23 protein-coding genes, 4 tRNA genes and 1 pseudogene are annotated in these 25,950 nt (G+C 44.3%); 18 read left to right on the top strand and 10 right to left on the bottom strand.

Features of this window, described 5'->3' with window-relative positions; genetic code table 11:
• Positions 1-58: 58 nt before the first annotated feature.
• Entirely contained in the window at positions 59-1,861 is a 1,803-nt protein-coding gene (locus tag J502_RS06485; RefSeq protein ID WP_034683452.1) for an ABC transporter ATP-binding protein, read from the bottom strand.
• 148 nt (positions 1,862-2,009) lie between these two features.
• Between J502_RS06485 and J502_RS06480 the strand changes: the two genes are divergently transcribed.
• Positions 2,010-2,624, top strand: coding sequence for an alpha-ketoglutarate-dependent dioxygenase AlkB family protein (locus J502_RS06480; protein WP_034683451.1), 615 nt, complete (start codon positions 2,010-2,012; stop codon positions 2,622-2,624).
• Between the two features lie 227 nt (positions 2,625-2,851).
• Here J502_RS06480 and J502_RS06475 read toward each other — a convergent pair whose 3' ends face one another.
• The gene (locus tag J502_RS06475) at positions 2,852-3,622 is read right to left on the bottom strand and encodes an IclR family transcriptional regulator (protein WP_005404539.1); all 771 of its coding nucleotides are present in this window, start codon (positions 3,620-3,622) and stop codon (positions 2,852-2,854) included.
• Positions 3,623-4,075: 453 nt separating this feature from the next.
• Here J502_RS06475 and J502_RS06470 point away from each other — a divergent pair, with 453 nt between their 5' ends.
• Genes J502_RS06470 through J502_RS06460 form a run of 3 tightly spaced genes read left to right on the top strand, consistent with a single transcriptional unit; the run spans position 4,076 to position 7,408 of the window.
• Positions 4,076-6,160, top strand: coding sequence for an FUSC family protein (locus tag J502_RS06470; RefSeq protein WP_034683449.1), 2,085 nt, complete (start codon positions 4,076-4,078; stop codon positions 6,158-6,160).
• Between the two features lies 1 nt (position 6,161).
• Complete coding sequence (locus J502_RS06465; protein WP_005017009.1) at positions 6,162-6,368, top strand: DUF1656 domain-containing protein; 207 nt, start codon at positions 6,162-6,164, stop codon at positions 6,366-6,368.
• Positions 6,369-6,394: 26 nt separating this feature from the next.
• A complete protein-coding gene (locus J502_RS06460; RefSeq protein WP_005405136.1) occupies positions 6,395-7,408 on the top strand; it encodes an HlyD family secretion protein in 1,014 nt (337 codons plus the stop codon).
• 65 nt (positions 7,409-7,473) lie between these two features.
• On the opposite strand, the gene ruvX is transcribed toward J502_RS06460, so the two are convergent.
• The 3 genes from ruvX to recN all read right to left on the bottom strand — a co-directional run bounded on the left by ruvX (position 7,474) and on the right by recN (position 10,454).
• Positions 7,474-7,917, bottom strand: a complete 444-nt coding sequence (gene ruvX, locus J502_RS06455; protein ID WP_005017006.1) for a Holliday junction resolvase RuvX — start codon at positions 7,915-7,917, stop codon at positions 7,474-7,476.
• Complete coding sequence (locus J502_RS06450; protein WP_005017002.1) at positions 7,910-8,464, bottom strand: YqgE/AlgH family protein; 555 nt, start codon at positions 8,462-8,464, stop codon at positions 7,910-7,912. Before J502_RS06450 ends, ruvX begins: the two co-directional genes overlap by 8 nt.
• Positions 8,465-8,792: 328 nt before the next feature.
• Positions 8,793-10,454 (bottom strand): DNA repair protein RecN, encoded by a 1,662-nt coding sequence (recN, locus tag J502_RS06445; protein ID WP_034683448.1) that lies wholly within the window; start codon positions 10,452-10,454, stop codon positions 8,793-8,795.
• A 402-nt stretch (positions 10,455-10,856) separates the two neighbouring features.
• On the opposite strand from recN, the gene J502_RS16935 reads away from it, so the two are divergent.
• The 4 genes from J502_RS16935 to J502_RS06430 all read left to right on the top strand — a co-directional run bounded on the left by J502_RS16935 (position 10,857) and on the right by J502_RS06430 (position 13,204).
• Positions 10,857-10,994, top strand: coding sequence for a hypothetical protein (locus tag J502_RS16935; protein ID WP_005405135.1), 138 nt, complete (start codon positions 10,857-10,859; stop codon positions 10,992-10,994).
• Between the two features lie 67 nt (positions 10,995-11,061).
• Positions 11,062-11,385 carry a pyrimidine/purine nucleoside phosphorylase gene (gene ppnP / locus J502_RS06440; protein WP_005016998.1) on the top strand — a complete coding sequence of 108 codons (324 nt, stop codon included), beginning with the start codon at positions 11,062-11,064 and terminating at the stop codon, positions 11,383-11,385.
• A gap of 103 nt (positions 11,386-11,488) precedes the next feature.
• Positions 11,489-12,244 (top strand): 23S rRNA (guanosine(2251)-2'-O)-methyltransferase RlmB, encoded by a 756-nt coding sequence (gene rlmB / locus J502_RS06435; RefSeq protein ID WP_005016996.1) that lies wholly within the window; start codon positions 11,489-11,491, stop codon positions 12,242-12,244.
• A gap of 24 nt (positions 12,245-12,268) precedes the next feature.
• The gene (locus tag J502_RS06430) at positions 12,269-13,204 is read left to right on the top strand and encodes a DMT family transporter (RefSeq protein ID WP_005405800.1); all 936 of its coding nucleotides are present in this window, start codon (positions 12,269-12,271) and stop codon (positions 13,202-13,204) included.
• Here J502_RS06430 and coaE read toward each other — a convergent pair.
• Genes coaE through pilB form a run of 4 tightly spaced genes read right to left on the bottom strand, consistent with a single transcriptional unit; the run spans position 13,201 to position 17,639 of the window.
• Positions 13,201-13,812 (bottom strand): dephospho-CoA kinase, encoded by a 612-nt coding sequence (gene coaE, locus J502_RS06425; RefSeq protein WP_034683446.1) that lies wholly within the window; start codon positions 13,810-13,812, stop codon positions 13,201-13,203. The genes J502_RS06430 and coaE overlap by 4 nt on opposite strands.
• A gap of 1 nt (position 13,813) precedes the next feature.
• Entirely contained in the window at positions 13,814-14,674 is an 861-nt protein-coding gene (locus J502_RS06420; RefSeq protein ID WP_034683444.1) for a prepilin peptidase, read from the bottom strand.
• Complete coding sequence (locus J502_RS06415; protein ID WP_005016988.1) at positions 14,674-15,900, bottom strand: type II secretion system F family protein; 1,227 nt, start codon at positions 15,898-15,900, stop codon at positions 14,674-14,676. Before J502_RS06415 ends, J502_RS06420 begins: the two co-directional genes overlap by 1 nt.
• A 29-nt stretch (positions 15,901-15,929) precedes the next feature.
• A complete protein-coding gene (pilB, locus tag J502_RS06410; RefSeq protein ID WP_005406017.1) occupies positions 15,930-17,639 on the bottom strand; it encodes a type IV-A pilus assembly ATPase PilB in 1,710 nt (569 codons plus the stop codon).
• 288 nt (positions 17,640-17,927) lie between these two features.
• Between pilB and tpiA the strand changes: the two are divergent.
• The 10 genes and pseudogenes from tpiA to J502_RS06360 all read left to right on the top strand — a co-directional run bounded on the left by tpiA (position 17,928) and on the right by J502_RS06360 (position 25,035).
• A pseudogene (gene tpiA, locus J502_RS06405) lies at positions 17,928-18,721 on the top strand (triose-phosphate isomerase).
• Positions 18,722-18,731: 10 nt separating this feature from the next.
• Positions 18,732-19,061: a preprotein translocase subunit SecG gene (secG, locus tag J502_RS06400; RefSeq protein WP_005016983.1), complete on the top strand. Its 330-nt coding sequence runs from the start codon at positions 18,732-18,734 to the stop codon at positions 19,059-19,061.
• A 52-nt stretch (positions 19,062-19,113) separates the two neighbouring features.
• Positions 19,114-19,198: transfer RNA gene (locus J502_RS06395), tRNA-Leu, on the top strand.
• A 42-nt stretch (positions 19,199-19,240) separates the two neighbouring features.
• A tRNA-Met gene (locus J502_RS06390) sits at positions 19,241-19,317 on the top strand.
• Positions 19,318-19,403: 86 nt separating this feature from the next.
• Positions 19,404-19,480: transfer RNA gene (locus J502_RS06385), tRNA-Met, on the top strand.
• 86 nt (positions 19,481-19,566) lie between these two features.
• Positions 19,567-19,643, top strand: a tRNA-Met gene (locus J502_RS06380).
• Positions 19,644-19,850: 207 nt separating this feature from the next.
• The gene (rimP, locus tag J502_RS06375; protein ID WP_005016981.1) at positions 19,851-20,375 is read left to right on the top strand and encodes a ribosome maturation factor RimP; all 525 of its coding nucleotides are present in this window, start codon (positions 19,851-19,853) and stop codon (positions 20,373-20,375) included.
• A gap of 40 nt (positions 20,376-20,415) precedes the next feature.
• The gene (gene nusA / locus J502_RS06370; RefSeq protein WP_005016980.1) at positions 20,416-21,900 is read left to right on the top strand and encodes a transcription termination factor NusA; all 1,485 of its coding nucleotides are present in this window, start codon (positions 20,416-20,418) and stop codon (positions 21,898-21,900) included.
• A gap of 10 nt (positions 21,901-21,910) precedes the next feature.
• A complete protein-coding gene (gene infB, locus J502_RS06365; RefSeq protein WP_034683443.1) occupies positions 21,911-24,637 on the top strand; it encodes a translation initiation factor IF-2 in 2,727 nt (908 codons plus the stop codon).
• On the top strand, positions 24,637-25,035 hold the full coding sequence (locus J502_RS06360; protein WP_005016973.1) for a ribosome-binding factor A: 399 nt from the start codon (positions 24,637-24,639) through the stop codon (positions 25,033-25,035). The genes infB and J502_RS06360 overlap by 1 nt, the downstream gene beginning before the upstream one ends.
• A 495-nt stretch (positions 25,036-25,530) precedes the next feature.
• Here the strand turns inward: J502_RS06360 and J502_RS06355 are convergent, their stop codons facing one another.
• Entirely contained in the window at positions 25,531-25,950 is a 420-nt protein-coding gene (locus tag J502_RS06355; RefSeq protein WP_005016970.1) for a Na+/H+ antiporter subunit G, read from the bottom strand.

Raw genomic sequence — 25,950 nt, 5'->3', positions numbered from 1 at the left:
TAAAAAATCCCCATGATACAGGGGATTTTTTATAACTTTCTTTAAGTCAATACAGGCCTTAACTGTGAGTTTCTTCCTCAGCCTCTTCACCAAAAGTCTTGGCAATTTTTTCAATATTTAGGCTTTTCGCCATGGCATTGAAAATTTCCTTATAAACTCCGTCCTGATGATAAAGTGCATCATGTTCGCCGTGCTCGACGATTCGTCCCTCTTTCATGACATACGTATAGTCGGCGTCAATGATTTGTGACAGGCTATGTGAAATAATGATAACCGTCCGTCCCTGCTTGATCTTGTCTAGGCTCTGCTTGATCTGCTCGGAAGCAATCGCGTCCAGACTTGCAGTGGGCTCATCCAGAAAAATAATCGGTGGATCTTTAAGGAACATCCGTGCCAAAGCAATGCGCTGCTGCTGACCACCAGAAAGCATCAGGGCATCCGTCTCATAGCTATGTTGCAACTGCATGATCTGCTCATGGATAGATGCTTTCCGTGCCGCTTCGATGACTTCATCCAGCGATGCATCAGTCTTACCATAACGAATATTTTCAAGAATTGAACCCTGAAAAATGTGGTTTTTTTGCAGCACTAGACCAATATGGTCACGCAGATAGGCCGTATCAATCTCTTCAATTGGAACTCCGTCGAGGTAGAGTTTACCTGAGGCTGGAAGATAAAATTTATCCAGCAGACTGATAAGAGTGGATTTTCCGGCACCAGACAGGCCTACCAGTGCAGTAATACGGTTGGGTTGAATCTGCATATTTATATTCTTGAGAGCATGATGTCCATTTGGATAATAAAAATCGACATTTTCTAGCTCGAACTGGCCCTGAATAACCGGCTTGCGTGTACCGCTTGATTCAATTTCATCATCAGCCTCCAGAATCTGGAAAAAACTCTCTGAATAAATCATGGCATCATTAACTTCATCATAAATACGGTGCAACGAGCGAATAGGGGCAGAAACGTTATTGAAGAGTAGTACGTGATACATGATCATCCCTATACTCATCTGGCCGGACAGAACAAAATACGCAGTCAGAATAATGATCAGAACAATACCGATCTGTTCAATAAAGGTTTTCATGCCATCAAACAAAAAGCTGGTCTGACGGGTACGCATCTGGTTTTGGGTCAGTTCTTTTTGTAGCTTGAGCTGTTTCTCTGCTTCTATCGACTCGCGATTAAAAGATTTAATTACGGTAATTGAGTTAATAATACTCAAAATGCCCTGACTCTTTTTTTCTCTTCCATCGCGCAGGTTGCGCCGCCATCCTCCCAGCTTCTGGGCTTGTTTGTAGGTTAGCCAGAAATATACCGGCACGATACACAGGGCCACAAGTCCTACCCAGACATTGGCATAAAACATGAGACCAAGCGCGACAATTGCACTGGTAAATAGAGGCAAGATATCAATAAAAAAAATCTGTACCAGTCGGGTCAAAGACCCGATTCCGCGGTCAATTCGTGTCTGTAATTTGCCTGCCTGATTATTTTCCTGGTTAAAAAAGGCCAGCCGATAGGTCAAAAATTTTTCAATAATGCCTTGGGCCAAGTCTTGTGACACCAGAATTCTAAGTTTTTCACCATAAAATTTTTGGCCAAAGGAAACCAGTGCACTAATAATTTCCTTCCCCAGCAGAATTACACTAATGGTAACCAGAATATGCCAGCCTGCATTCAGTCCCTGACCAGCTTCGACCAGACGGTTAATACTGTCGACAGCATACTGCAAGGTCAGTGCATTGACCTGGGCCGTAAATGCACCGATTAGCGTCAAGCCCAGTGTTGCCATAACCAGCAGGCGGTACGGCCTGACAAAAGGGGAGATCTTTTTAAATAAATGCCATAAATTCATGCAGGTCGTTCTTGTTCTTAAGTTCTAAATTCAGTCTAAGGATTTAAATATACCGGCTCAACCCACCGCTCTGTGACAATTTGTGAATTGAGCAAAGTGATAAAACCATGTTTAAAATAAGTATTGTCCTGATCTGACCGGAGCAGTAATGAACCTTGAGCTCTTTGCGGCCCAGCCCCGATCAAATTTGCTGCCTTATGACGGCTCTGTTAAAGATTATGGTCAGATACTGACCGAGACAGACGCAACAGCCTATCTGCAATATTTTCTACAACAGCTGGCCTGGCAGCATGATGAAGTTATCCTTTATGGCAAGCATATACGAACCAGCCGTATGATCGCCTGGTATGGTGATGAAAAATTTGAATACCATTATTCAGGTATGACACGAAAAGGACATATATGGGATGACAGACTCTGGAAACTGAAACAGTATATTGAAAAATTGACGGGCCAACAGTTTAACTCATGTCTGGCCAATTTGTACCAAGATGGCAGTCAAGGCATGGGCTGGCATAGTGATGATGAAAAAACTCTAGGTCAAAATCCGGTGATTGCTTCAGTCAGTCTGGGGGCAACCCGTAAATTCTGTTTTAGGCATAAAACCCAAAATGACAAGATAGAGGTCTTATTACAGCATGGACAATTGCTGTTAATGCGCGATGAAACCCAGCATTTCTGGAAACATGCGTTAATGAAAAGCACTCGGGTACAGGAACCCCGTATTAATCTTACATTTCGGTATTTCTGGCCAGAGGGCTAAAAAACAGGGCAGACCAGCAGAGACAATAAAATAAAACAGCCCATGTGTGGAGGACATGGGCTGTTTTATTCAGAGGAGCTGTTTTCGAAAAAACAGAACAGTAATGTCATGGAACATTTTTGGCAATTACTGAAGAACAAAATCATAATATGAGAATTTATTTAAAATTACAAGAAATCTCTTCGAGTAATTTATGTAAATTATCGTATAGATTATTACTTAATAGATCAGTTCCCTTCTTCTGAAATAACAGAAAATTTCTTCTCGATTTGTGCAGCATTTTCCTTCAATGTCTCAATCAGTTTACTGACGTTAATAAACTCAAAGCGGCTTCTTGAAGCCAGTACAGTTAATGCCATAGGCGCTTCTTTAGAAGAAAACCGGATGGGTACAGACAAACCGGATACCCGTGGGTCGAGCTCGCCCTGAGAAAAATAATAGCCCTGTTTTTTAATTTTTTTCATCTGTTGCATAAAGCTTTCCAGGTCCTGCGCAAATCCGACTTCAGAGAGCTGGGTAGCAAAGCGTTCATAATAATTATGGAGACGCTGTTTTGGCAGATGTGCCAAGATAACCTTGGGAGAAGACCCAACGTACACCGGACGTGGACAACCGCGACCATAGGACAGCAAGTCGGTATTACGGAAAACCTCATGATGCACATCAATGCAGTAATCCTGATTAAGGTGAGTAAGCAGACAGCACAATTCGGTGCGTTCTGCAATTTCACTCATAAACGGACTGCTGGCCTGTACTACAGGATCAGTTGTACGTGAAATATAGTCCAGTACAGCAATTTTTGAACCCAGCGTATAATCACCTGATGTGCCACTAATACGCTGCAAAATGTCTGAAGAAACCAGTTCCTTGAGGTAACGATAACTGGTCGGTTTGGACAGGCCGAGTTCCTCACAGATAATGTCAACATTGATGACAGGCCGTGAAACTGAAAATAAATCAAGAACCGTCAGAATCTTGCCAAAACTAGAAAGTGCCATGTATACCTACTGTTGTCCAAAATCTTAATGATGAGCTATTACCTTTATAACAAATTGTAGAGACTGGTGAATATATTTTCAGGCTGGAAAACTTGGCCTATTAAAGTAAGCTTAAGGAATGACTAGTAATCAAAATAATTTATTTATTATCATAATAAGATACTTTATTGACTATTTCGTGTTTATTTGAAAAAATACTCACATTAAGTATCTTATTTAGAAACTATCAAGATTAAAATAAGTGCTGTTTATTCTCTCCTTTTCTTTCGTCTGAAAGAAAACTTACCTGAACATTGATCCTGCTTTTAAAACGGAGATGTGTTGACTGCTGCAATATCTATATCAGGGCTTAAAAGCTAGGGTCCTGCTATGTGCGATATTTGGCAGGTCTAGGTAAGTTGATGTTGACTTGGAAGTACGCCTTAAAACGGATTTCTATTTTCGAGATACCACATGCTATTTAAACAAATCTTGGCCTTTCGTCCGGGCCGGATGGAACTGACTTTTGCGCTTAAAACTTTTATTGCCGGCATGCTGGCTCTATTTGTATCTTTTCGTCTGGATCTGATTAACCCGATGTGGTCAATTGGTACAGTGATGATTATTGCCAGTCCATTCTCAGGCATGGTCTCTTCCAAATGTGTATACCGGCTCATCGGAACGGTTGCCGGGGCGATAATCGCATTGCTATTGACTCCACCCCTGATCAATACACCGTGGCTATTTTCTATTGTACTGGCGCTATGGGTCGGTTTTGCACTTTATATTTCTCTTTTGGACCGTACACCGCGCAGTTATGTATTTATGCTGGCCGGTTATTCTACTGCCATGATCGTATGTAATGCGATTGGCTATATAGACAGCTATAACATCTTTGATCTGGCTTTGGCTCGGGTACTAGAAATTTCAATCGGGGTGATTGCCCATGCTGTGGTCTCAGCGACAGTTTTACCGATACATATTGGCTCGGTCATCAGGCAGCGTGTCACTAAACTTCTGAATGATACTGAAAACCTGTTTAGTAATTTATTGAAAAATCCGCATCCAGACCAGAACTATAGCGAACTGCTGGCTGGAATAACCCGTGACAGTAGTGATATTCATGCACTTGCTGTGCACTTGTCTTACGAGAAGGGTGAATTGCAGGGCATGACCAAACAGTTGCAGGAAATGCTGCATCAAATGTCCATGGTAATTGCCAATCTGGTCGCCATGTCGGAAAAGCGCGAACAGCTTCATCAACTTGATTTTAAAAAATCTGAGTATCTGGAAAAACTTCAGCAGCATGTGCTGAATTTTCTAAATCAAAAGCAGCCTGTAGCCGAGAGCCAACTGACTGAATTGCCTGCAGAGTTCGAGGCTGACTTCAATGAATTGCTGCGAGATGTTAACCCTGAACAATATATCGTTTTAAGCAGTATAAAAATGGACATCCGGCATTTTATTCATAATATCCGGACGGTTAAATTATTGTGGGGGCTGATTCAGGCAGGTGAGAAAAATATCCCTGAGAGTATTACTCCAATTACTACAACTTATCCGAGTTTACATCGTGATTATGGCGTGGCAGTGCGCGGAGGAGTCAGCGCTTTTCTGATTACACTGATCGTTTGTGCGCTCTGGATCCTTTCTGGCTGGCGCATGGGCTTCATGATGGCACAGATGGGGGCAGTAACAGCATGTATTTTGACAGCACTTGATAACCCGGTACCCGTGCTACGTATCTTTATCTGGGGCAGTCTGGTTTCGGCTGGGCTGGTGTTTGTATATGCCTTTGGTATTTTTCCACATATTACGGCGTTTTGGGAGCTGGCACTGGTGCTTTTGCCTATGTTCCTGTTTTCTGTATCCATGATGGTCAATCCTTCTCTGATGCCAGTAGGAATGGTACTGGGTATTAATACCATGATGGGGCTAAATCTGCGTAATTCTTACAGTATGGATGCAGTGACCTATTTTGACAGCTCTTTTGCCATGATTCTGGGTGTACTGGTCTCACTGATTGTGATCTATTTTGTACGTGCCATGTCACCAGAAACCAGCGCAACACGAATACTGGCCCTGCATAGTAAAGCCATGCGCCAAGCACTTGTATTGCCTTATGGTACCCAGTTCAGGATTCATCTTAGAAGTATGCTCGACCGAATCGGTGTACTGAATACCAAAATGGTTCAGTCATCTGAGATTCGTTCTTCGATTAATGCAGCACTGGTTGAATGTAGTGCGATTGTCGATTTAAGCCGGCTGCAGGAACTGGCAGGTCAATTATCTGATCATGAGCTGCTGGTGAAACAGATTGAACAGCTGGGCCAGCAGCTCGAGCACTATTTTGAACTACGTGAACAGGTAGACCTGTGGAACGCTGTACCATCCACTGAACTTGTACGGCAGATCAAAGAGTTACGTTTACTTGCCACAAATGTTAAAGATAATGAGCTGCGACTTCGACTGCTAATTTCACTGAACAATATCCAGTGCAGTATTTGCCATATCGGGATGAGCAATACACAACTACATTTTAATATGGCAGGAGCGTGAGATGGGTGAAGTCAATATTTATGGACTTTATGTTCCGATTCTGCTGATACAGGCGATTTTGGCTTACGGATTACTCAAGCTTACAGATGTATTTACCCATCGCTGGGTTACAAATGGCTGGATTATGTGGCCAGGCATATTTCATCTTTGCTGGTATCTAGTGCTGCTGCTCTGTATCCACTGGCTCTTTCTTTATTTTTCTGCTTGATTTTCTCTGGTGATAGGTTGACCGTGATGAACTCATTTGATGCGCGCAAGCTGCTTCGTCCCTTATCTCTGCTGCTGGTGGCGGCAGTTGCTCTCTATGCCATTATACATTTATGGAACTACTATAATGCTGCACCCTGGACCCGTGACGGTCGGGTGAAGGGTGATGTGATGCAGGTTTCTTCAGATGTTTCCGGGCTGGTCACAGAAGTTCTGGTACAAGATAACCAGACGGTAAAAAAAGGTCAGGTCTTGTTTAAAATAGATGTCGCCCGTCAGGCGCTGGATGTTGAACAGGCTAAATCTGATCTGGCTAAAGCCAAGGCAGGGCTGGCCGAAGCTGAAGCTGCTCTAGCCCAGTCACATGCCAACTCAATCAAGTCTCAAGCCAATATCCGGCTGGCAGAGAAAAATGCACAGCGTTATGCCAGCCTAATGAATGGTGCAATTTCCAAGCAGGAACAGGACCAGATGTTCGCAGTGCGTGACCAGGCGCGTGCCGAACATGAACAGATGCAGGCTGCTATTCAGCAGGCGCAGGCTACTATCCGCCAGCAGAAAGCATTAATTGAAGCTGCCACCAGCCAAGTACATCTGGCTGAACTCAACCTGCACCGCTCAGCAGTTATTGCACCGGCAGACGGCACTTTATCCAATTTCGATATGCGTCCTGGTAATTACGTGAAATCTGGACAGGCAGTGGCTGCCTTGGTCGACCGCCAGCAGCTCTATGTGGTCGGTTATTTTGAAGAGACCAAACTTGACAGAATACATGTGGGAGATAAAGCCACAGTACAGCTCATGGGAGATTCGAAAAAGATTTATGGTCATGTGCAGGGTATAGCAACAGGAATTGAGGACCGTGAGCGTGGCAACAGTTCTAACCTGCTGGCCAACGTCAACCCTACATTTAGCTGGGTGCGTCTGGCACAGCGGGTACCGGTCAAAATCATGATTGATAAATTGCCAGAAAACCGGTTAACCCTGGTATCAGGCCGTACTGCAACAGTACGAATTATTGAAGCCAAAGATCATATTTAACCGGTCTTGGCAAAAATCATTAAAAAGAAGAGTATTACTTTTCTTTTTTTATAGAAGATAAAATATCAGGGCTTAAGACCATCTGGTTCCCGATACCAGCTTTCAATCAGCAGGGCAGCTGCAATACTGTCAGCCGCAAGTTTACGGTTCCCACCCTGAGCCTGATACTGACTCAGTTCACTACGGGCTTCGCGAGTCGTTAGACGCTCATCCACCATCAGGGTTTCAATGTTGGTCTGATGACGCAGTCGCCGTGCAAACTTGCGGGCACGGGCAGAAAGTTCTGACTCACTCTCATCCATGTTTAAGGGTAAACCGACCAGAAACAGATCCGGTTGCCATTCTTTGACAATCTTCAGCAAATGTTCCCAATTCGGGATCCCATCCTTCATCGGGAAGAGCGTCAAGGGATTAGCACTCTGAATAGCTGCCTGTCCGATAGCCATGCCCATTTTCTGAGTGCCAAAGTCAAAAGCCATAATCAGGCCCGGATGAGAGGCATCAGGCATGACCAATCTCGGAAGCTAGCCAGGTACGGTCTAGGCCCATTTTTTTATAGGCAGCATCCCAGCGGTCATCGTAAGGCAGATTAAAAATCAGGTCCATATCTGCATCACAGATGAGCCAGTCACCGCGTGCAATCTCTTCTTCAAGTTGATTTTTGCTCCAACTGGCATAACCCAGCGCTATCTGGTAACGGTCCACTCCTTCATTGTGTGCAATTGCATCCAGAATATCTTTACTGGTGGTGATACAAACGTTTTCACCAATAGCAATAGACGAATGCCAGACGGGTTGACCGGTATGTAAAACGAAACCTGCCTCCGGACGCAATGGACCGCCCTGAAGCACATCATGAGGTTGGACATTATCTGCATCAATTTCCAGGTCATTCAACAATTCTTTGATCTGAATGCCAGCAGGTCGGTTGATAATAATCCCTTGTGCGCCGTCTTCATCATGTCGAGCCAGATAGATGACCGTATGAGCAAAGAAATCATCGGCAATTTCTGGAGGAGCGATAAGACAACGATGCGTCAAATATTGTTTGGTCACCTAAGCTGTTCTCCTAAATTGTCAGCATAAAGTTTTGTCTGGACAAAAATTGAGGCAAAAAGATAAATTTCAATAAAATTACAGAGTATGGTCTCTTCACTTATAAGTGACTACTGTCGAGAATACAATCCTCTGCACGTAAGCATCTGTGCCTTTCAGCAAAAAAGCAGAAACTTATTGGTCAGATGTAGCCTTAAATACTGTCTATTCAAGGCTTGTAGAATGGGGACAGACTAGAATATAAAAGCTGCTGCTTGAAGATAGTTGTGGCAATTTCATAAAAATCAAGAGCTCAAACTGGCTGCTGATTGCTAAAAGATATTATCTATTAAGCCTGCTGGAATTTAAGCTGACGCAACTGTCTGGCATGCTGCAAGGTGGTGTTACTAATTTCAACGCCACCTGTCATACGGGCCAGTTCCTGAATCCTTTCATCTTCATCCAGTTCAATGATGGTACTGCTGGCCGGATCAGTCTGCAGTTTCTTTACCAGAAGATGCTGGTCAGATTGAGCCGCCACTTGGGCCTGATGGGTAATACACAGAATTTGTACATGCTGTGCCAGCCCGCCAAGCAGTCGTCCTACAATCTCGGCAGTACCGCCGCTGATCCCGACATCGATTTCATCAAACACCAGAACCTCAGCTTCAGTTTTCTCGGCATTCATCACCTGCATTACCAGTGCAATACGTGACAGCTCACCTCCTGAAGCTACCCGTGCCAGTGGTTGGGCCGGTATACCTTTATTGGCGGTAAACAGTAGCTGGATAAAGCTCAGGCCTTCTGCAGTAGGCTGTTCCAGTGCATCAAAACGGAATTCAAAATAAGCTTCGGGCAGGGCCAGTGGTTTTACCTGTTCAGTCAGCTGTTTGGCGAGTGGTATCGCGGCTTCACGTCGAATCTGGTCCAGATGCTCAGCCTTCTGCAAAAAGTCCTGATGAGCGCATTCAACCTGTTCGGCCAGCATTTCTGGGTCTTCGAGCTGTTGCAGTTTTTCCAATTCCTGCTGCCAGAGTTCATATTCTTCTTTTAGCTGCTCTGGCTGGATTCTATACTTACGGGCCAAACGATGAAAAATTTCAAGCTGGGTATTCAGCTCTTCCATACGTTCTGGATCAAAGCTCTGCCGGTCAATAAACTGGCGTAGCTGCGCTGTTCCTTCATCTAGTTCACTTTGCGCATTTAATAATGCATTATAAATACTGGACAGCTGTTCACTACGCCCAGCATGTGTTTCCAGCCGGCGAATTACCGAAGAGAGCTCCTGAGAAAGATTGGATTCCGCTTCATCGAGTACATTCAGGCTGTAAGCGCAGTCCTGCATAATATGTTCATGATGGCTGAGACGGTCAAATTCCTGCTCTATTTCTTTATAGTGAATAGCAACTATATCTTCAAGTTCTTCAAGCTGTAGCTCCAGCGTACTGATCCGCTGTAATCGGCTAGCCTGTGCTTCAAGCGCAGCCTGATGCTGGCGAATATTCTTCTGCCACTGGCTATATGCATCACGTACTTGCTGGGCCTCATTATAAAAATTACTGTAGCGGTCTAGCCACTTGCGTGGATAAGGTGGTTCCAGAAGCTGCTGCTGACTATGCTGGCTATAAAGCTGAACCAGAAGACGTCCAATTTCTTTCAGTTCAGATAGGCTGCTCGGGCGGCCATTGATCCAGGCTTTACTGCGGCCTGTAGCAAAAATTACCCGGCGTAAATGTATTTCACCTGATTCATCATTTAACTCATGCGCACTGAGCCACCCTGCTTCAGGGCTATCTGGCTGGTAGCTGAAGACGGCAGTAATGTCGGCTTTGTCTGTGCCATAACGAACATAGTTGGTATCGGTACGTTCACCGAGGCAGGCAGAAAGCGCATCAAGTAATAAGGATTTACCAGCACCGGTCTCACCTGTGAGTACGTTAAAACCTTGTTCAATATCAAGGGCTAGATGGTCAGCAAGCGCAAAATTGATCAGTGTTAAATGTGTCAGCATAAACGCATCCAGGCTGCGAAAGGTTTGTGTCTAAGATAGTCAAGTTTTGTTGTGGTCACAAGATGGCTTTTATTTTAAGACATTCAAAATATGATAACGCGATCTTAAAATAAATATGCGAATAAAAATTTTGTAAATACAGTTGTTCTGTTCTTGGCAAAAAGCTGTATTCGCTTTAACAATACTGAAAACTAATTAAGAGAATATATTGCCAGCAAAGATCAGTGTTCCATTGTTGTTATGCCAGTCATATATTGTTGATGGTTAGAATTACAAAATGAAAAATACGGTTTGATCAAAAATGTAATGATGAATTAGATGTTTAACTCAAAATTTTATCTGTATAACCATAAGTGCAACAAATATAGCAGACACAATATCATAGTAAGTTATAGACAGAGAATGATAAAAAATGGTCGCTCACCAACCTCTATGCTGGAACTTTCAACTATTGGTTCAAGACTGCCTGTAGATCTGAATAAACTGAACAGCAAGGAATGGAAAATATTGATTTTTCCTGTTGAAACGGCAATTGATTAGTTGCGCCGCCGCAATTAAACTACCGCAATCATAACGTATATAAATGCGCATTATCTGGAGAATACGCATGTCAGCACAGTTTGATCATGTATCAGTAATAAAAAAATCAAATGTCTATTTTGGTGGTTCGTGTATTAGCCATACAATTTTATTTGAAGACGGTACTAAAAAAACTCTGGGGGTCATTTTACCGACAGAGCAGCCGCTTACCTTTGAAACCCATGTGCCTGAGCGTATGGAGATTATCTCTGGTGAATGCCGTGTTAAAATTGCCAATAATGAAGAGGCTGAACTGTTCCGCGCCGGTCAGTCTTTTTATGTACCAGGTAACAGCACCTTTAAAATTGAAACTGATGATGTGCTTGATTATGTTTGCCACCTAGAAGGCTAAGCATTCTGCAATAAATCAGGTACACTAGACTGATATAGGAGATCCTGCGAAGTTACTTTGCAGGATTTTTGTTTTTCACAAGTCACCAGCTTAGAGGTCGTTCATGGCGAAACCTGAATATTATTATGGCGTTCATGCAGTGGAGTCATTATTAGAACTGGAGCCAGAACGGGTTCTGACCCTGTTTACACTAAAAGGGCGTGAAGACCAGCGTTTGCAAAAGATTCTGGAACTGGCTGAACCTTTCGGAATTAGCGTGCAAAAAGCCAGCCGGGACAGTCTTGAAAAGCTGGCCGGGTTACCCTTTCATCAGGGGGTTGTGGCTGCTGTCCGTCCACATCCGGTTATGAATGAAAAAGATCTAGAACAGTTACTTGAACAAACACCGGATGTTCTATTGCTGGCCCTGGATCAGGTAACTGATCCGCATAACTTGGGGGCCTGTATCCGTACAGCCGCAGCAATGGGTGTACAGGCAGTTATTGTGCCACGTGACCGTTCAGCCAGTCTGACACCGACGGCACGGAAAGTGGCAGCCGGTGGGGCGGAGAAAGTCAAGTTCATTCAGGTTACCAATTTGGCCCGTACGCTTGCACAGATGAAAGAGCATTCACAAGTACGAGTAATAGGAACCATGCTCGACGAACAAGCATTGCCGCTTCAGCAATGTGACCTGACCGGACCTATAGTGATTGTAATGGGTGCTGAAGATACCGGTTTAAGACCTATCACCCAGGCACAGTGCGACCACAAGGTTTACATTCCGATGGCTGGAAATCTGCAAAGTTTAAATGTCAGTGTGGCAACCGGTATGGCGCTCTATGAAGCCTGTCGTCAGCGTAATGCTAAAAGTTTATAAGTTGATTAATTAAAAGGATTCAGTATGACTCCCCGGGTTCAAGGTTATCTGTTTGTGGCGATTACCATGTGTATCTGGGGCGGTTTCACTTTATTCTCCCGTTTAAATGCCCAGTGGCATATCAGTCCTTGGGATATTACGGCCTTACGTTTTGGTCTGGCCTTTCTCATTCTCATGCCTATTCTGCTGTATAAAAAAGATACGGCATTTTTATGGAAGAGGCAGTCTGTTCTGTTGGCACTGATTGGCGGCTTAGGATACTGCTTAACAGTGTATACAGCATTTTTGTATGCTCCTGCTGCCCATGCCGCGATTTTTCTCAACGGTTGTATTCCACTAACCACTGCTGTAGCAGCATGGATTTTATTTAAACAGCCTTTTGATCAGCATACCTGGCTAAGTCTTGGCATTATGCTACTTGCTTTAGCTGTCATGAGTTATCTAATTTCACGCTCAAGCAGTCATGCATTTGGTATAGGAGATATCCTTCTATTTACCAGTGCCATCTGGTGGGGCGTATTTACTGTACTGCTCAAGCAATGGAAGCTGTCTGCGTGGCACTCTATGGCGAGCGTCGTAATTTGGTCAGCCCTTATCTATGTTCCAATTTACTTGTTATTTATACCTAAACATCTCAGTGAGCCAGAACCTCTGCATCTGGTTATCCAGACACTTTTCCACGGCGTTTTTGTGGTAATCATTGCTACCCTGACTTATGTGGCAGCCATTGAGCGTTTAGGGGCTTTTAAAACTGGAAGTATTGTAACTCTGGCACCTTTTATTGCAGCCTTGCTTGCTATACCACTGCTCGGCGAATCATTAAGTCTCTCTGTGCTTGCTGGACTAATCGGGATGAGTTTTGGAGCTTTACAGCCATGGCGCTGGTTCCGCAAAGATACTTTACAGGCACAGCTGGAAAACCAGAAAAAAGGTTCTGGTCCAGACTCTCGCATCTCCTAATCTGCTTTTAGCTTTTCAGCCTTGATGAGATAAAGCTGATGAAGAGGCTGTAATTGAGCATATAGATGCTCCAGGTGGCCATCATTGGTTACAATATCATGAGCGAGAGTCTGTTTTTGTGAGCGAGGCATCTGTGCGGCAATGATCTGACGGATCTGGTCCTCAGACTGCTGGTCACGCGCACAGGCACGCATAATCTGGATATCTTCGCTGGTATCGACTAAAAGTGTATGCTGGGCAAGTTCATGCTGATTGGTTTCAAATAAAAGAGGAGAAACCAGTATGGCATAAGGACTTTGGGCAGCCTGTAGCTGCTGGATTAACGCCTGGCGGATAGCAGGATGGGTAATTCCTTCCAGAGTCTGACGCGCTTCCGGTAGCTTGAAAATATGTTCACGCAATGCCCGCCGGTTTAACTCGCCATCTTCTTGTAACACCCAGTCACCAAAGGCATCATGAATTTGTGCCAGTGCTGGCTGGCCACGCTGTACCACTTCACGTGCTACTACATCGGCATCTACGACCTGTATACCTTGAGACTCAAACCACTGGCTGGCAGCTGACTTTCCACTGCCTATTCCTCCTGTTAACCCCAAGATAAATGTCATATCAGCCTCCCAGATAAATTTTCATAATTTGCTCACCCCATAAAAAAGCGATCCAGCCAGCAATCGCAATATAGGGACCAAAGGCGAAAGGCTGGTTTTCCTTGCGAATCTTGAGCAGTACGATACCAATAATTGCCCCGACTAAAGATGAAAGTAGCACAATTAAAGGCAGCATTAAAGGACCCATCCAGGCTCCGAGTGCGGCCAGTAACTTAAAGTCCCCGTATCCCATGCCTTCTTTGCCGGTGATGACTTTAAACAGGTAATACACAATCCATAAGCATAAAAACCCAATCACATAACCCCAAATAGCAGAGCTTGCCGAGGTATATAATGCATAATTGTTTAGAGCTAAGCCTAAGGCGGCAAGCGGCAAGGTATACCGGTCTGGAAGCAGTTGAGTATCAAAATCGATGAAGGTCAGGGTAATTAATGCCCAAGTCAGTAACAGACCAAATAGCATTTGCAGGGTAGGGCCATAGACAGCTACTACAATAAGTGAACACAGAGCAGTTAAAAGTTCAACTAGAGGGTAACGGATACTGATCGGATTCTGGCATTGACCACATTTGCCTCTGAGTAGCAGCCAGCTGACTAAAGGCAGATTCTGATACCAGCGAATCGGCGTATGACAGTTGGGACAGGTAGAAGCCGGATAGCTGAGCGTGAGTTTTGTTTCATCAATTAGGGGCTGATCTGGATGAAGCAACAACTGACATTCATTGCGCCATTCCTGCTCCATTATTTTAGGAGTGCGAAGAATAACGACATTTAAAAAACTGCCAATACATAGACTGAAAAGCCCAACCACAATGTAGAGCGCAGTCGGGTTATTACTTAATAAGGTAATTAATTCTTGCATTAAACAACTGAACCCATCTGGAAAATTGGCAGATACATGGCGATCACAAGGCCACCCACTAATACACCCAGAATTGCCATAATCAGGGGTTCCATCATGGAAGTCAGACCGTCAACGGCATTGTCAACTTCATTTTCAAAATGTGTCGCGACTTTATCTAACATGGCATCAAGGGCGCCCGATTCTTCTCCAATGGCAACCATCTGTACTGCCATAGGCGGAAAACGGTTAGAGGCACGCATAGCAAACTGAAGCTGCTGACCGGTTGCTACATCTTCCCGGATTTTCATGACAGCCTGCTCATAAATTACATTATTAGTTGCACCGGCAGTAGATTCCAGTGCATCAATAAGTGGTACGCCGGCTGCAAATGTGGTTGCCAGCGTACGGCTATAACGGGCAATAATTGCTTTATAGACCAGATCACCAAAAATTGGCAGTTTAAGAGCCATTCTGTCAAGCGCATCACGGAACTTCTGGCTCCGCTTTTTGGCTTCAAGAAAACCGAAAATAAGAGCAGCAATTGCGATAATGAGAATAAACCAGTACTTCTGCATCCAGTTCGACATATTGACAACCATCTGGGTAAATGCAGGCAGATCTGCACCAAACGAGCTAAACAGGTCCTGGAATACCGGAACTACCTTAACCATCAGAATAATGGTTACAATCACCGCAACCACAATAACTGTGGCGGGATATTTCATCGCCTTTTTAATTTTCTGCTTGAGAAGTTCACTCTTTTCTTTATAGATGGCCACCCGGTCGAGCATGGTCTCAAGTGCACCAGACTGTTCACCAGATTCGACCAGTGAGCAAAACAGGTTGTCAAAATATTGGGGATATTTACGCAGTGCACCGGCAAATGTATTGCCCCCTTCAACTTCAGCCTTAATACCCAAAACCACTTCACGCATAGCCGGATTTTCAAGACCTTCAGCAACAATTTCAAAGCCTTGTACAAGGGGAACACCCGCTTTCATCATGGTGGCCAGCTGACGTGTAAAGATAGTGATATCTAGTGTAGAAACCCTTTTCTTCATCAAGCCTTCTAGAATATTGCGACGTTTTTCCCGAATGGTTTTGATAGTTATTCCTTGCTTGCGCAAAGTCACCTTAGCCAACGCCATATTCTTGGCTGTCAGCTCCCCTTTAACTTTAATTCCTTTACGGTCGACGCCGTCATAAGCAAAAGTCGGCATCATTTGTGCTTTTTTGACTGCCATTGCTTTATCCTTATTTTTAAATGCTGACTTTATTCACTGGTCACACGGTTAATTTCTTGTAAAGAGGTTACACCTTGCATGACTTTCTTTAGGCCAGAACGACGCAAGTTATCAAAACCCAGGCGTGCTGCTGTTGCTGCTATTTCAAGGGCGTTACCGTCTTCCATAATAATTTTTGAAATTTCCGGTGTAACTTTCATTACTTCATAGATACCCACACGACCCCGATAACCATCACGACATTCCGGGCAACCGACAGGTTGATAAACCTGAAAATCAGGGTTGGCTAGATCATCTTCGGTAAAGCCCATCTCAAGCAGACTATTTCTAGGAATCTCTGCTGGTACCTTGCACTGGTTGCATAAACGTCGAGCTAGACGCTGTGCAATGACCAGATTAACTGAAGTGGCAATATTAAATGCTGCTACGCCCATATTTCTTAGGCGTGTTAGTGTTTCAGGAGCACTGTTGGTATGCAGGGTAGACATAACCATGTGACCGGTCTGAGCTGCTTTAATGGCAATTTCTGCTGTTTCCAGGTCACGAATCTCACCCACCATAATAATATCTGGATCCTGACGCAGGAATGACTTTAGCGCGGCAGAGAAGCTTAACCCGACTTTATTGTTCACATTGACCTGGTTAATACCTTCAAGATTAATTTCTACCGGGTCTTCGGCAGTCGAAATATTGGTATCCTCACGGTTTAAAATATTGAGGCCTGTATAAAGCGATACGGTTTTACCGGAACCGGTAGGCCCGGTAATGAGCAGCATGCCTTGTGGCTTTTCTAAAGCTTCTATAAACAGGGCTTTTTGCTCGGGTTCATAGCCTAATGCATCAATACCCAGCATGGCGCTGGACGGATCCAAAATACGCAGAACCAGTTTTTCTCCAAATAGTGTAGGCAGTGAGTTCACACGGAAATCAATAGCTTTGGTCTTAGAGAGTTTTAATTTGATCCGGCCGTCCTGGGGAACGCGCTTTTCGGAAATATCCATCTGTGACATAACCTTTAAACGTGAAGCCAGTCGGGTAGCCAGCTGTAAAGGTGGTGTTGCAACCTGTCTTAACACGCCATCGACCCGGTAACGTACCCGGTAATATTTTTCATAAGGCTCAAAATGTAAGTCTGATGCACCAATACGAATGGCATCTACCAATAACTTGTTAATATATTTAACAATTGGAGCTTCTTCTTCCTGAGGCGTATTATCTTGACTGTCGTCCTCATCTAAATTGCTGGTTGAAACATCAATATTGAGTTCTTCATCACCAAAATCAAAATTGCTTTCTTCAGAAAAATTCTGCTCAATAGTACGCTGCAGTTTGTCATGCTCGACAATAACAACTTCAATATTCAGTTTACTGTTAAACCGGATAGCTTCTAAAGCTTCAATATTGGTAGGATTACTGGTAGCAACAAACAGGGTATGACCACGCTTAATGAGGGGCAAGACCCGATGCTTGAGTATCAGTTTCTCATCAACTACATCTCGTGGAATCTGGACAGTATCGTAAACAGCCAAATCGAATAAAGCTTCACCAAACTCAATCGAGATAAATTCTGCAATCAGTAAGGGTGAAAGCTTAAAATGATCGATCAGATAAGGCACGATATCCTGCCGGTTTCTTTTAGCAGTATCGACCGCATTCTGCATTTCAGCAGCAGACACGTGGTTATCCTCAACCAGACGGCGAATAAAACCGGAAAACTTTGGAGTAAAATTAACTGTCATTGTTTATTGCGCCTTTAAATGACCGACGATTTATAGATCTCTGTAAAATTATACTTTTGTTGCCGAAAAATACCACAGTTTAAATAAAGGCTCTGGTATGAAATCATGTATTTAACCTGAACAATGGCTATCTTTAGGAAGAATTTTCTATATAGATCGTCAGGACATATCACAGAACAATAAGCTTAACTTTAAAAGCCTAATAGCAGCAATGGAGTTACGAAATTTATCTTCAAATAGATGAATTCCGTGTAGAATGTGGTGCATTTTTGATGAAAGGTTAGAAGTATGTCGGGTTCGACAATTATTCCTTGGGTTGTTGGTAATTGGAAAATGAACCCAATGCACGCAGATGCCCAGCAACTCATTGAACAATTTAAGCAATTACTTATAGAACAGCACATCAGTCCTGAGCAGTGTCAGTTGGGGATAGCGCCTGTGGCAATTGCGCTGACCTCTGCAAAACAGCAGCTTGGAAATGCTGCAAGTCCGGTGCATATAGTGGCACAAGATGTCTCACGTATAGCAGGAACTGGGGCGTATACCGGCGAAGTTAGTGCAGAGCTATTAAAAGACAGTCAGATTCACTGGGTGCTCATAGGCCATTCAGAGCGTCGAGAACTGTTAGGTGATGATCTAAAGATTTTAAAAGAAAAAATTAAAAATGCATTAAATGCCGGTCTGAAAATTATTTATTGTGTAGGGGAAAGCCTGGAGCAGCGTGAGGCAGGCAGGCAGCACAAGTGGTATTGCAACAGATTTGTGACATTGCCGAAGTTGTACAGGCCGAGCAATGGCAAAATATCATGATTGCTTATGAGCCGATCTGGGCAATTGGTACGGGTAAGACTGCCTCTGCCGCAGATGCACAGGCCATGCATGAAAAAATTCGTGAAGCACTTTGCCAAATCACCCCGCTTGGCTCTAATATAGCCATCCTCTACGGTGGCAGTGTTAAGCCTGAGAATGCAGTAGAGCTGGCAGCCTGTCCGGATATTAATGGGGCACTGGTTGGCGGGGCTTCCTTAAACGCCGAGTCCTTCCATAAAATTGCTCAGGCATTTGCCCAAATAAAAGAATGAGGAGTTCGGCATGCATACGTTTGTATTGGTAATACATATTATTCTGGCTGTTTTGATGATTGGACTGATCCTGGTCCAGCATGGTAAAGGTGCTGACGCCGGAGCTTCTTTTGGAGGCGGTGGTGCGGCAACCGTATTTGGTGCTTCGGGGTCTGGTAACTTCATGACCCGGCTCACCGCTATTTTAACTGCACTGTTTTTTGTAACCAGCCTGACCCTGGCAGTCTTTGCAAAAAAACAGACTACAGCTGCTTATAGCTTGCAAAGTGTACAAACCAGTGTGCCTGCGCAACCGGTTTCGCCTGAAACTTCACCAACTGCACCGAAAACTGGTGAATAATTTAAATTAAAGCTTTTCTTTTACTAGGGAAGCTACTAGAATGCGACCTGCTGCGGTGGTGGTGGAATTGGTAGACACGCTACCTTGAGGTGGTAGTGCCTTCGGGCGTGGGGGTTCAAGTCCCCCCTTCCGCACCAACGATAAACCAGATCGTTGATGCATGCAGCAGAAAACATTGATGCGGGATGGAGCAGTCTGGTAGCTCGTCGGGCTCATAACCCGAAGGTCGTTGGTTCAAATCCAGCTCCCGCTACCAATTCAATTGCAGTGTAAAGCAGTTGAGAGTTTCTTGTAAGTCAGATTGACTTTTTTTGAAATTCGTTTATAATTTTTGCACGTTGATGCGGGATGGAGCAGTCTGGTAGCTCGTCGGGCTCATAACCCGAAGGTCGTTGGTTCAAATCCAGCTCCCGCTACCAATTCAATTGCAGTGTAAAGCAGTTGAGAGTTTCTTGTAAGTCAGATTGACTTTTTTTGAAATTCGTTTATAATTTTTGCACGTTGATGCGGGATGGAGCAGTCTGGTAGCTCGTCGGGCTCATAACCCGAAGGTCGTTGGTTCAAATCCAGCTCCCGCTACCAAGTTTCTAAGAGGGCTCACAAATAGGTGGGCCTTTTTGCACAGTGGACTTTAGTTTTCTGTGTAAAATATAGGGGCGATTGACGCCCTTTTTTATTGGCTATCGTGTAGTGTCGACATCAATTGGTCAAATAGTGATGCTTCACTATAACAGTCTGCATCGGTCAGAACGTACTGACCGGTTGAATGGCACGAGAAGACGAGAGTAAATGAAATTATCAAATAAAACCCAAGCCCTCCATGATTTAATTGCACCAGCGGTCGAAGCCTGTGACGTCGAGTTGTGGGGGATCGAATTCCTTCCTCAGGGCAAACGTTCTTTAGTCCGCATCTTTATTGATAAACCTGTAGATGAAAATGCAGAACCTGTGCTGAATGAAGACGGTGAGCTGGAACAGGGCCGTGGAATTGGTGTGCAGGACTGTGTCCGGGTGACCCAGCAAGTGGGCGCAATTCTTGATGTGCATGATCCAATCTCAGGTGAATATTCACTTGAAGTCTCTTCACCAGGATGGGATCGCCCATTTTTCCAGCTTGAACAGATGTCGGCTTATATTGGTCAGCAGGTGGCTCTACGTCTGATTAGTGCTGTTGATAACCGCCGTAAATTTCAAGCTAAACTGGTGAGTGTGGACCTGGAGCAAGAACAGATTCAGGTAGAAGTAGAAGGCAGCAAGGTGCTCGAAATCGATAGCAACAATATCGATAAAGCAAATTTGATCTATCAGGACTAAATTAATTCCATTAAGAAGAATTCAATTTAATAGGTGACTTATGGGCCGTGAAATTCTTACCGTTGTTGAAACGGTTAGTAATGAAAAAGGTGTTAGTCGGGAAGCGATCTTCGAAGCTTTAGAGCAGGCGCTTGTTGCAGCGACGAAGAAAAAATTCTACGAAGGTACCACCGCAGAAGAAGCACGTTTACGTGTTGAAATTGATCGTAAGACTGGGGATTATCGTACATTCCGTCAATGGGAAGTGGTCGCAGACGAAGACCATGAAATGCCGGCATGTCAAGATGCGATTTCCGATGTAGACCCAGCAAAATGGTCAATTGGCGATATTCGGGAGCTGGAAGTCGAGTCAATTGAATTTGGCCGTATCGCAGCTCAAATTGCCAAACAGGTTATTGTACAGAAAATTCGTGAAGCAGAGCGTGCGCTCATTGCGGATGCTTATGAGTCTAAAGTAGGTGAGCTGATTTACGGTGAAGTGAAGAAGCAGACCAAAGATGGCTTTATCATTGATCTGGGAGATAATGCAGAAGCTTATCTGGCGCGTGAAGAAATGATCGCTAAAGAGATTTTGCGTCCAAAACAGCGGATCAATGCCATTTTGTACAGTGTAAACCGTGAAGGCCGTGGCGCTCAGCTTCTACTTTCGCGTGCCAAGCCTGAAATGCTGATTGCCCTGATGAAAAAAGAGATTCCTGAAATCTCTGAAGAAATCATTGAGATTAAAGCAGCAGCACGTCAACCTGGTGTTCGTGCTAAAATTGCCGTAAAAACCAATGACCACCGTATTGATCCGGTGGGTGCATGTATTGGTATGCGTGGTACACGTATCCAGGCTGTTCAGCAGGAGCTCAACGGTGAGCGTATTGATGTTGTAGTGTGGTCTGATGATCCGGCCCAGTATATTGCCAGTGCCCTAGAGCCGGCTGATGTTTCTGGAATTGTACTGGATGAAGATACACATAGTGCTGATATCATTTTTGCGACCAGTGACCAGCTTGCACGTGCAATTGGTTCACAGGGCCAGAATGTACGTCTTGCTTCAGAACTTACCGGTTACAAGCTGGATATGATGCTGGAAGACGAGTATCGTGCTCGCCAGCAGAATGAGGCACAGCAATATCTGGATATGTTTGTTTCACGTCTGGATATTGAAGAAGACCTGGCGATGGCACTGGTTGAAATGGGCTTTACTTCACTTGAGGAAGTGGCTTATGTACCGGCAGAAACCTTCGATGAAATCGAGCTGGATACCGAACTGGTCGAGTTGTTGCAAAGCCGTGCCAAAGAAGCTGCTTTAGCGGATGCGTTAAAACAGCAGGAAAATATTCAAGATCCGAGTGAAGAACTTCTGAATATGGAAGGGATGACACGAGAGATTGCTTATTCACTTGCCGCTCGTGGTGTAGTGACTGTAGATGACCTGGCCGATCAGGCAACTGACGATATTGCTGATATTGAAGGTTTGGATGCTGCGAGTGCGGGTCAGCTCATTATGAAAGCGCGTGAATCATGGTTTAACTAGGAGGAAATATATGACGGACAAGTCGATTCAAGAGTTAGCGCTCAGCGTAGGTCGTCCTGTAGAAAAGCTCCTAGAGCAAGTTCGCGATGCAGGCTTACCACAGCGTCAGGCTGAAGATATTATTACTACCGAGCAGCAGGATGTACTAGTGAGTCATCTCAAAAAAGTACATGGGCAAGCGGATAGTGGCGTAGGAAAAATCACGTTGAAACGTAAAACAACTAGTACGGCTAAAGTGGCCAGTACCTCAGGTAAGGCGAAAACGATTAATGTAGAAGTACGTAAAAAACATACTTTTACTAAGCCGAACCCTGAACAGATTGCTGCTGAAGCGCGCGCTAAAGCTGATGCGCAAGAGCAGGCACGTGCTGACATGATTGCACGTCAAAAAGCTGAACAGGCAGCGCGTCAGGAAAATGACGGGCAAAAACTTAGTGGTGAAAATAAAGCGAATGCAACATTGGAAGCAATGCGTGCAGCAGCTAAGCAGGAAACTGCGAAAAGCCCGCAAAAAGCTGAAGTGGTGGTGAAAAAACGCTCAACCAATAAGCCGATTGTTAAGCCGGTAGTCAAGCCAACCGAGACTGCAGAGCAGCGTAAAGCACGTGAAGAGCAGGCAGCACAATTAAAAGCGGCTGAAGAAGCTGCGCGTCGCAAGGCTGCTGAAGAGGCACAACAGCGTACGCTTGAACAAATGCGCCAGATGGCTTCCAAATATTCAAATGAAGATGCCACCAAAACTATTCGTGTTGTAGATGATTCTCCACTCGCGGCAGGTCTGGTTGGTCAGGCATATGAAGATTCATTTGCTAAAGAAGACCGTGAAATCAAGCGTGGTACCAATACCAATAATACACGTTCACCGAAAAAAGGTGGTCGTCGTGGTCAAGAAGAGCAGTCATTTAACCAGAACCAGCATAAACGTGGTTTAAAAACCAGTCAGGCCAACAAACATGGCTTTGAAAAACCGGTTAAAAAGCAGGTTTATGATGTTGAGATCGGTTCAACCATCGTGGTGGCTGATCTTGCACAGAAAATGGCAGTTAAAGTACGTGAAGTGATCAAGTCACTCATGAAAATTGGTGAACTGGTAACTCAGAACCAGGCAATTGACCAGGAAATTGCTGCCCTGGTTGTAGAAGAAATGGGCCATAATCCGGTACTTGTTTCTGATACACAGGCGGAAGATAACCTGCTAGAAGCTGCTGAAGAGGCTCGTGGTGCTCAAACTACACGTCCTCCAGTCGTGACAATTATGGGTCACGTTGACCATGGTAAAACATCTTTGCTTGACCGTATCCGTCGCTCGAAAGTGGCTGCCGGTGAAGCAGGTGGAATTACCCAGCATATCGGTGCTTACCATGTGAAAACCGACAAGGGAATTATCACTTTCCTGGATACTCCGGGACACGCTGCCTTTACCGCAATGCGTTCACGTGGTGCACAGGCGACTGATATTGTTGTGCTGGTCGTTGCAGCAGATGATGGTGTCATGCCACAAACTGCAGAAGCAATTGATCATGCACGTGCTGCAGGAACACCGATTATTGTTGCAATCAACAAGATGGACAAAGAATCGGCTGATCCGGACCGCGTACTGAATGAATTAACCACTAAAGAAATCGTGCCTGAACAATGGGGTGGTGATGTACCAGTTGCCAAAGTTTCTGCACATAGTGGTGAAGGGATTGATGAGTTACTTGACTTGATCCAGATTCAGGCAGAGCTGATGGAGCTCAAAGCTTCTGAAGAAGGTGCAGCGCAAGGTGTGGTTATTGAAGCGCGTGTCGATAAGGGCCGTGGTGCAGTTACTTCGATCCTGGTACAAAATGGTACGCTTAATGTCGGTGATCTGGTTCTTGCCGGTGCATCTTATGGCCGTGTACGTGCCATGACAGATGAAAACGGTAAACGGATTAAATCTGCAGGTCCTTCAATTCCGGTAGAAATTCTGGGTCTACCAGAAGCGCCAATGGCGGGGGATGAAGTTCTTGTGGTGAATGACGAGAAAAAAGCCCGTGAAGTTGCTGATGCCCGTATGGACCGTGAACGCCAAAAACGTCTTGAGCGTCAAAGTGCAATGCGTCTGGAAAATATCATGGCGTCTATGGGCAAGAAAGATGTGCCTGTAGTAAACGTGGTACTGAAGACAGATGTACGAGGTACTTTAGAAGCCTTGCATGTGGCGCTGGCCGATCTGGCTACAGATGAAGTAAAAGTACGTATCATTGGTTCAGGTGTAGGTGCAATTACTGAATCTGACGTGACACTGGCTGAATCTTCTGAAGCGGTACTACTCGGCTTTAATGTTCGTGCAGACAACACAGCACGTCAGAAAGCTGACATTGATGGAATTGATATCCGTTACTATAGCGTGATTTATCAACTGATTGATGATGTAAAAGATGCAATGAGCGGCAAGCTGGCTCCAGAACATCGTGAAACGATTCTGGGTGTAGCTCAGGTTCGTGAAGTATTCCGTTCAAGCAAGTTTGGTGCTGCTGCCGGCTGTATGGTCATGGAAGGTACGATTTATCGTAATAAACCAATCCGTGTACTGCGCGATGACGTTGTAGTATTCCAGGGTGAACTAGAATCTCTACGCCGCTATAAAGATGACGTAAACGAAGTTCGTGCGGGTATCGAATGTGGTCTGGCAGTTAAAGGTTATAATGACATCAAGGAACTCGATAAAATCGAAGTTTATGATGTTCAGCAAATCAAACGGAGTCTTTAATGGCGGGTAGTCAACGTCTGAAGCGTATGGGCGACAGTGTGCAGCGTGAGCTGTCTGAGCTGATCCGCCAAGAGCTGAAAGATCCACGTCTGGGTGGCCTAGTGACCATCTCGGCCGTGAAAGTGAGCCCAGATTTAGGTTATGCCGATGTGTATGTCACAGTTATGGGTCGTGAGTTATCTGATGACCAGAATGAACAGGCACATCAGCAGACACTTGAAGTTCTAAACAAGGCTTCAGGTTTCCTGCGCCAGGAATTGAGTCGTCGTATTAAGACACGCATTACACCAAGATTGCGTTTCCATTATGACAAGACTAATGCCTACGGCAACTATATGTTTGGGCTGATTGCTGAGGCAGTGAAAGACCTGCCTGAGCGTAAAGAAGATGAAGAATAATTTTTATTCTGAATTCTTTTAAAAAAATTTTTGGCAAAAAGGCGGGCTTTAAAGTCCGCTTTTTTTAATTGAAAAATTTATTTTATTTAAATTATTTATTGCGCTATTAAAGTAAAAATCTGACCTGATATTTATCACTGATCATTTAATATGAAATAAAAAGTTTGAACGTGAAGAATTAAAAAAGTTCTTTTATTACAGGTTCTACTCGTATTCTATAAAAGGTGGCTTCTGTTAAGCCAGAAATGAAAATTTTAGTTTATAAATTAGGCTCTTTAATTATTGGGCTGAACTTTATATCAATTATTTAATGATTGATTCCATAAATATTTTAATCTTTATCTAGCAATACATGCTTGGAAATTAAAAGCTCAGAATGTGGTTATAAATTTTAATAATCTATTTAATATGTGAGTAACTGATCTCAGGTCAAGTACCATCCTTGATCATGACCTGATGATTCAGCCAGATCCTTAATATTCTGAAATAGAATCATCAAGAATCTGGGGTGTTTTTTCTTCCTCTTCGACTCTCTCTAATCCGTTTGGTTACCCGGCGTCGATAACCTTCCCAAGGCAAGGGCCGGTCCAGTGCCTCGGGTACATCACCACTTCTAGAGCGTAAACGCAGATGGAGCGCAGCCTGTGCCATCAAATTAGCGGAAACAGGCGCTGTGATAAAAGCCAGCAAGGTGATTAAAATCTCAGCAAAACCAAAGCGGCCATGGAATGCCGAGAAGATGATACTGGCAATCAAGAAGCTACCTAAGCCCAAAGTACTGGACTTGGTCGGGGCATGCAGGCGCATAAATAAATCGGGTAAACGCACCATGCCAATGCCCCCAACCACCATAAAAAATGAGCCAACTACCAGGAAAAAAGAAACCAGTATTTCCATAATGAACTGTTCTTGCAT

It is taken from the genome of Acinetobacter sp. 1294596, from assembly GCF_000582925.1.
In the GTDB taxonomy this organism is placed as follows: domain Bacteria; phylum Pseudomonadota; class Gammaproteobacteria; order Pseudomonadales; family Moraxellaceae; genus Acinetobacter; species Acinetobacter radioresistens.
The sequence above is the reverse complement of the archived record's forward strand: the minus strand, read 5'-3'. Positions and strand labels throughout refer to the sequence as shown.

Coding starts and splice junctions, on each gene's coding strand:
- J502_RS06485 (WP_034683452.1), bottom strand. CDS start 1,861: ATGAATTTATGGCATTTATTTAAAAAGATCTCCCCTTTTGTCAGGCCG.
- J502_RS06480 (WP_034683451.1), top strand. CDS start 2,010: ATGAACCTTGAGCTCTTTGCGGCCCAGCCCCGATCAAATTTGCTGCCT.
- J502_RS06475 (WP_005404539.1), bottom strand. CDS start 3,622: ATGGCACTTTCTAGTTTTGGCAAGATTCTGACGGTTCTTGATTTATTT.
- J502_RS06470 (WP_034683449.1), top strand. CDS start 4,076: ATGCTATTTAAACAAATCTTGGCCTTTCGTCCGGGCCGGATGGAACTG.
- J502_RS06465 (WP_005017009.1), top strand. CDS start 6,162: ATGGGTGAAGTCAATATTTATGGACTTTATGTTCCGATTCTGCTGATA.
- J502_RS06460 (WP_005405136.1), top strand. CDS start 6,395: ATGAACTCATTTGATGCGCGCAAGCTGCTTCGTCCCTTATCTCTGCTG.
- ruvX (WP_005017006.1), bottom strand. CDS start 7,917: ATGCCTGATGCCTCTCATCCGGGCCTGATTATGGCTTTTGACTTTGGC.
- recN (WP_034683448.1), bottom strand. CDS start 10,454: ATGCTGACACATTTAACACTGATCAATTTTGCGCTTGCTGACCATCTA.
- J502_RS16935 (WP_005405135.1), top strand. CDS start 10,857: ATGATAAAAAATGGTCGCTCACCAACCTCTATGCTGGAACTTTCAACT.
- ppnP (WP_005016998.1), top strand. CDS start 11,062: ATGTCAGCACAGTTTGATCATGTATCAGTAATAAAAAAATCAAATGTC.
- rlmB (WP_005016996.1), top strand. CDS start 11,489: ATGGCGAAACCTGAATATTATTATGGCGTTCATGCAGTGGAGTCATTA.
- J502_RS06430 (WP_005405800.1), top strand. CDS start 12,269: ATGACTCCCCGGGTTCAAGGTTATCTGTTTGTGGCGATTACCATGTGT.
- coaE (WP_034683446.1), bottom strand. CDS start 13,812: ATGACATTTATCTTGGGGTTAACAGGAGGAATAGGCAGTGGAAAGTCA.
- J502_RS06420 (WP_034683444.1), bottom strand. CDS start 14,674: ATGCAAGAATTAATTACCTTATTAAGTAATAACCCGACTGCGCTCTAC.
- J502_RS06415 (WP_005016988.1), bottom strand. CDS start 15,900: ATGGCAGTCAAAAAAGCACAAATGATGCCGACTTTTGCTTATGACGGC.
- pilB (WP_005406017.1), bottom strand. CDS start 17,639: ATGACAGTTAATTTTACTCCAAAGTTTTCCGGTTTTATTCGCCGTCTG.
- secG (WP_005016983.1), top strand. CDS start 18,732: ATGCATACGTTTGTATTGGTAATACATATTATTCTGGCTGTTTTGATG.
- rimP (WP_005016981.1), top strand. CDS start 19,851: ATGAAATTATCAAATAAAACCCAAGCCCTCCATGATTTAATTGCACCA.
- nusA (WP_005016980.1), top strand. CDS start 20,416: ATGGGCCGTGAAATTCTTACCGTTGTTGAAACGGTTAGTAATGAAAAA.
- infB (WP_034683443.1), top strand. CDS start 21,911: ATGACGGACAAGTCGATTCAAGAGTTAGCGCTCAGCGTAGGTCGTCCT.
- J502_RS06360 (WP_005016973.1), top strand. CDS start 24,637: ATGGCGGGTAGTCAACGTCTGAAGCGTATGGGCGACAGTGTGCAGCGT.
- J502_RS06355 (WP_005016970.1), bottom strand. CDS start 25,950: ATGCAAGAACAGTTCATTATGGAAATACTGGTTTCTTTTTTCCTGGTA.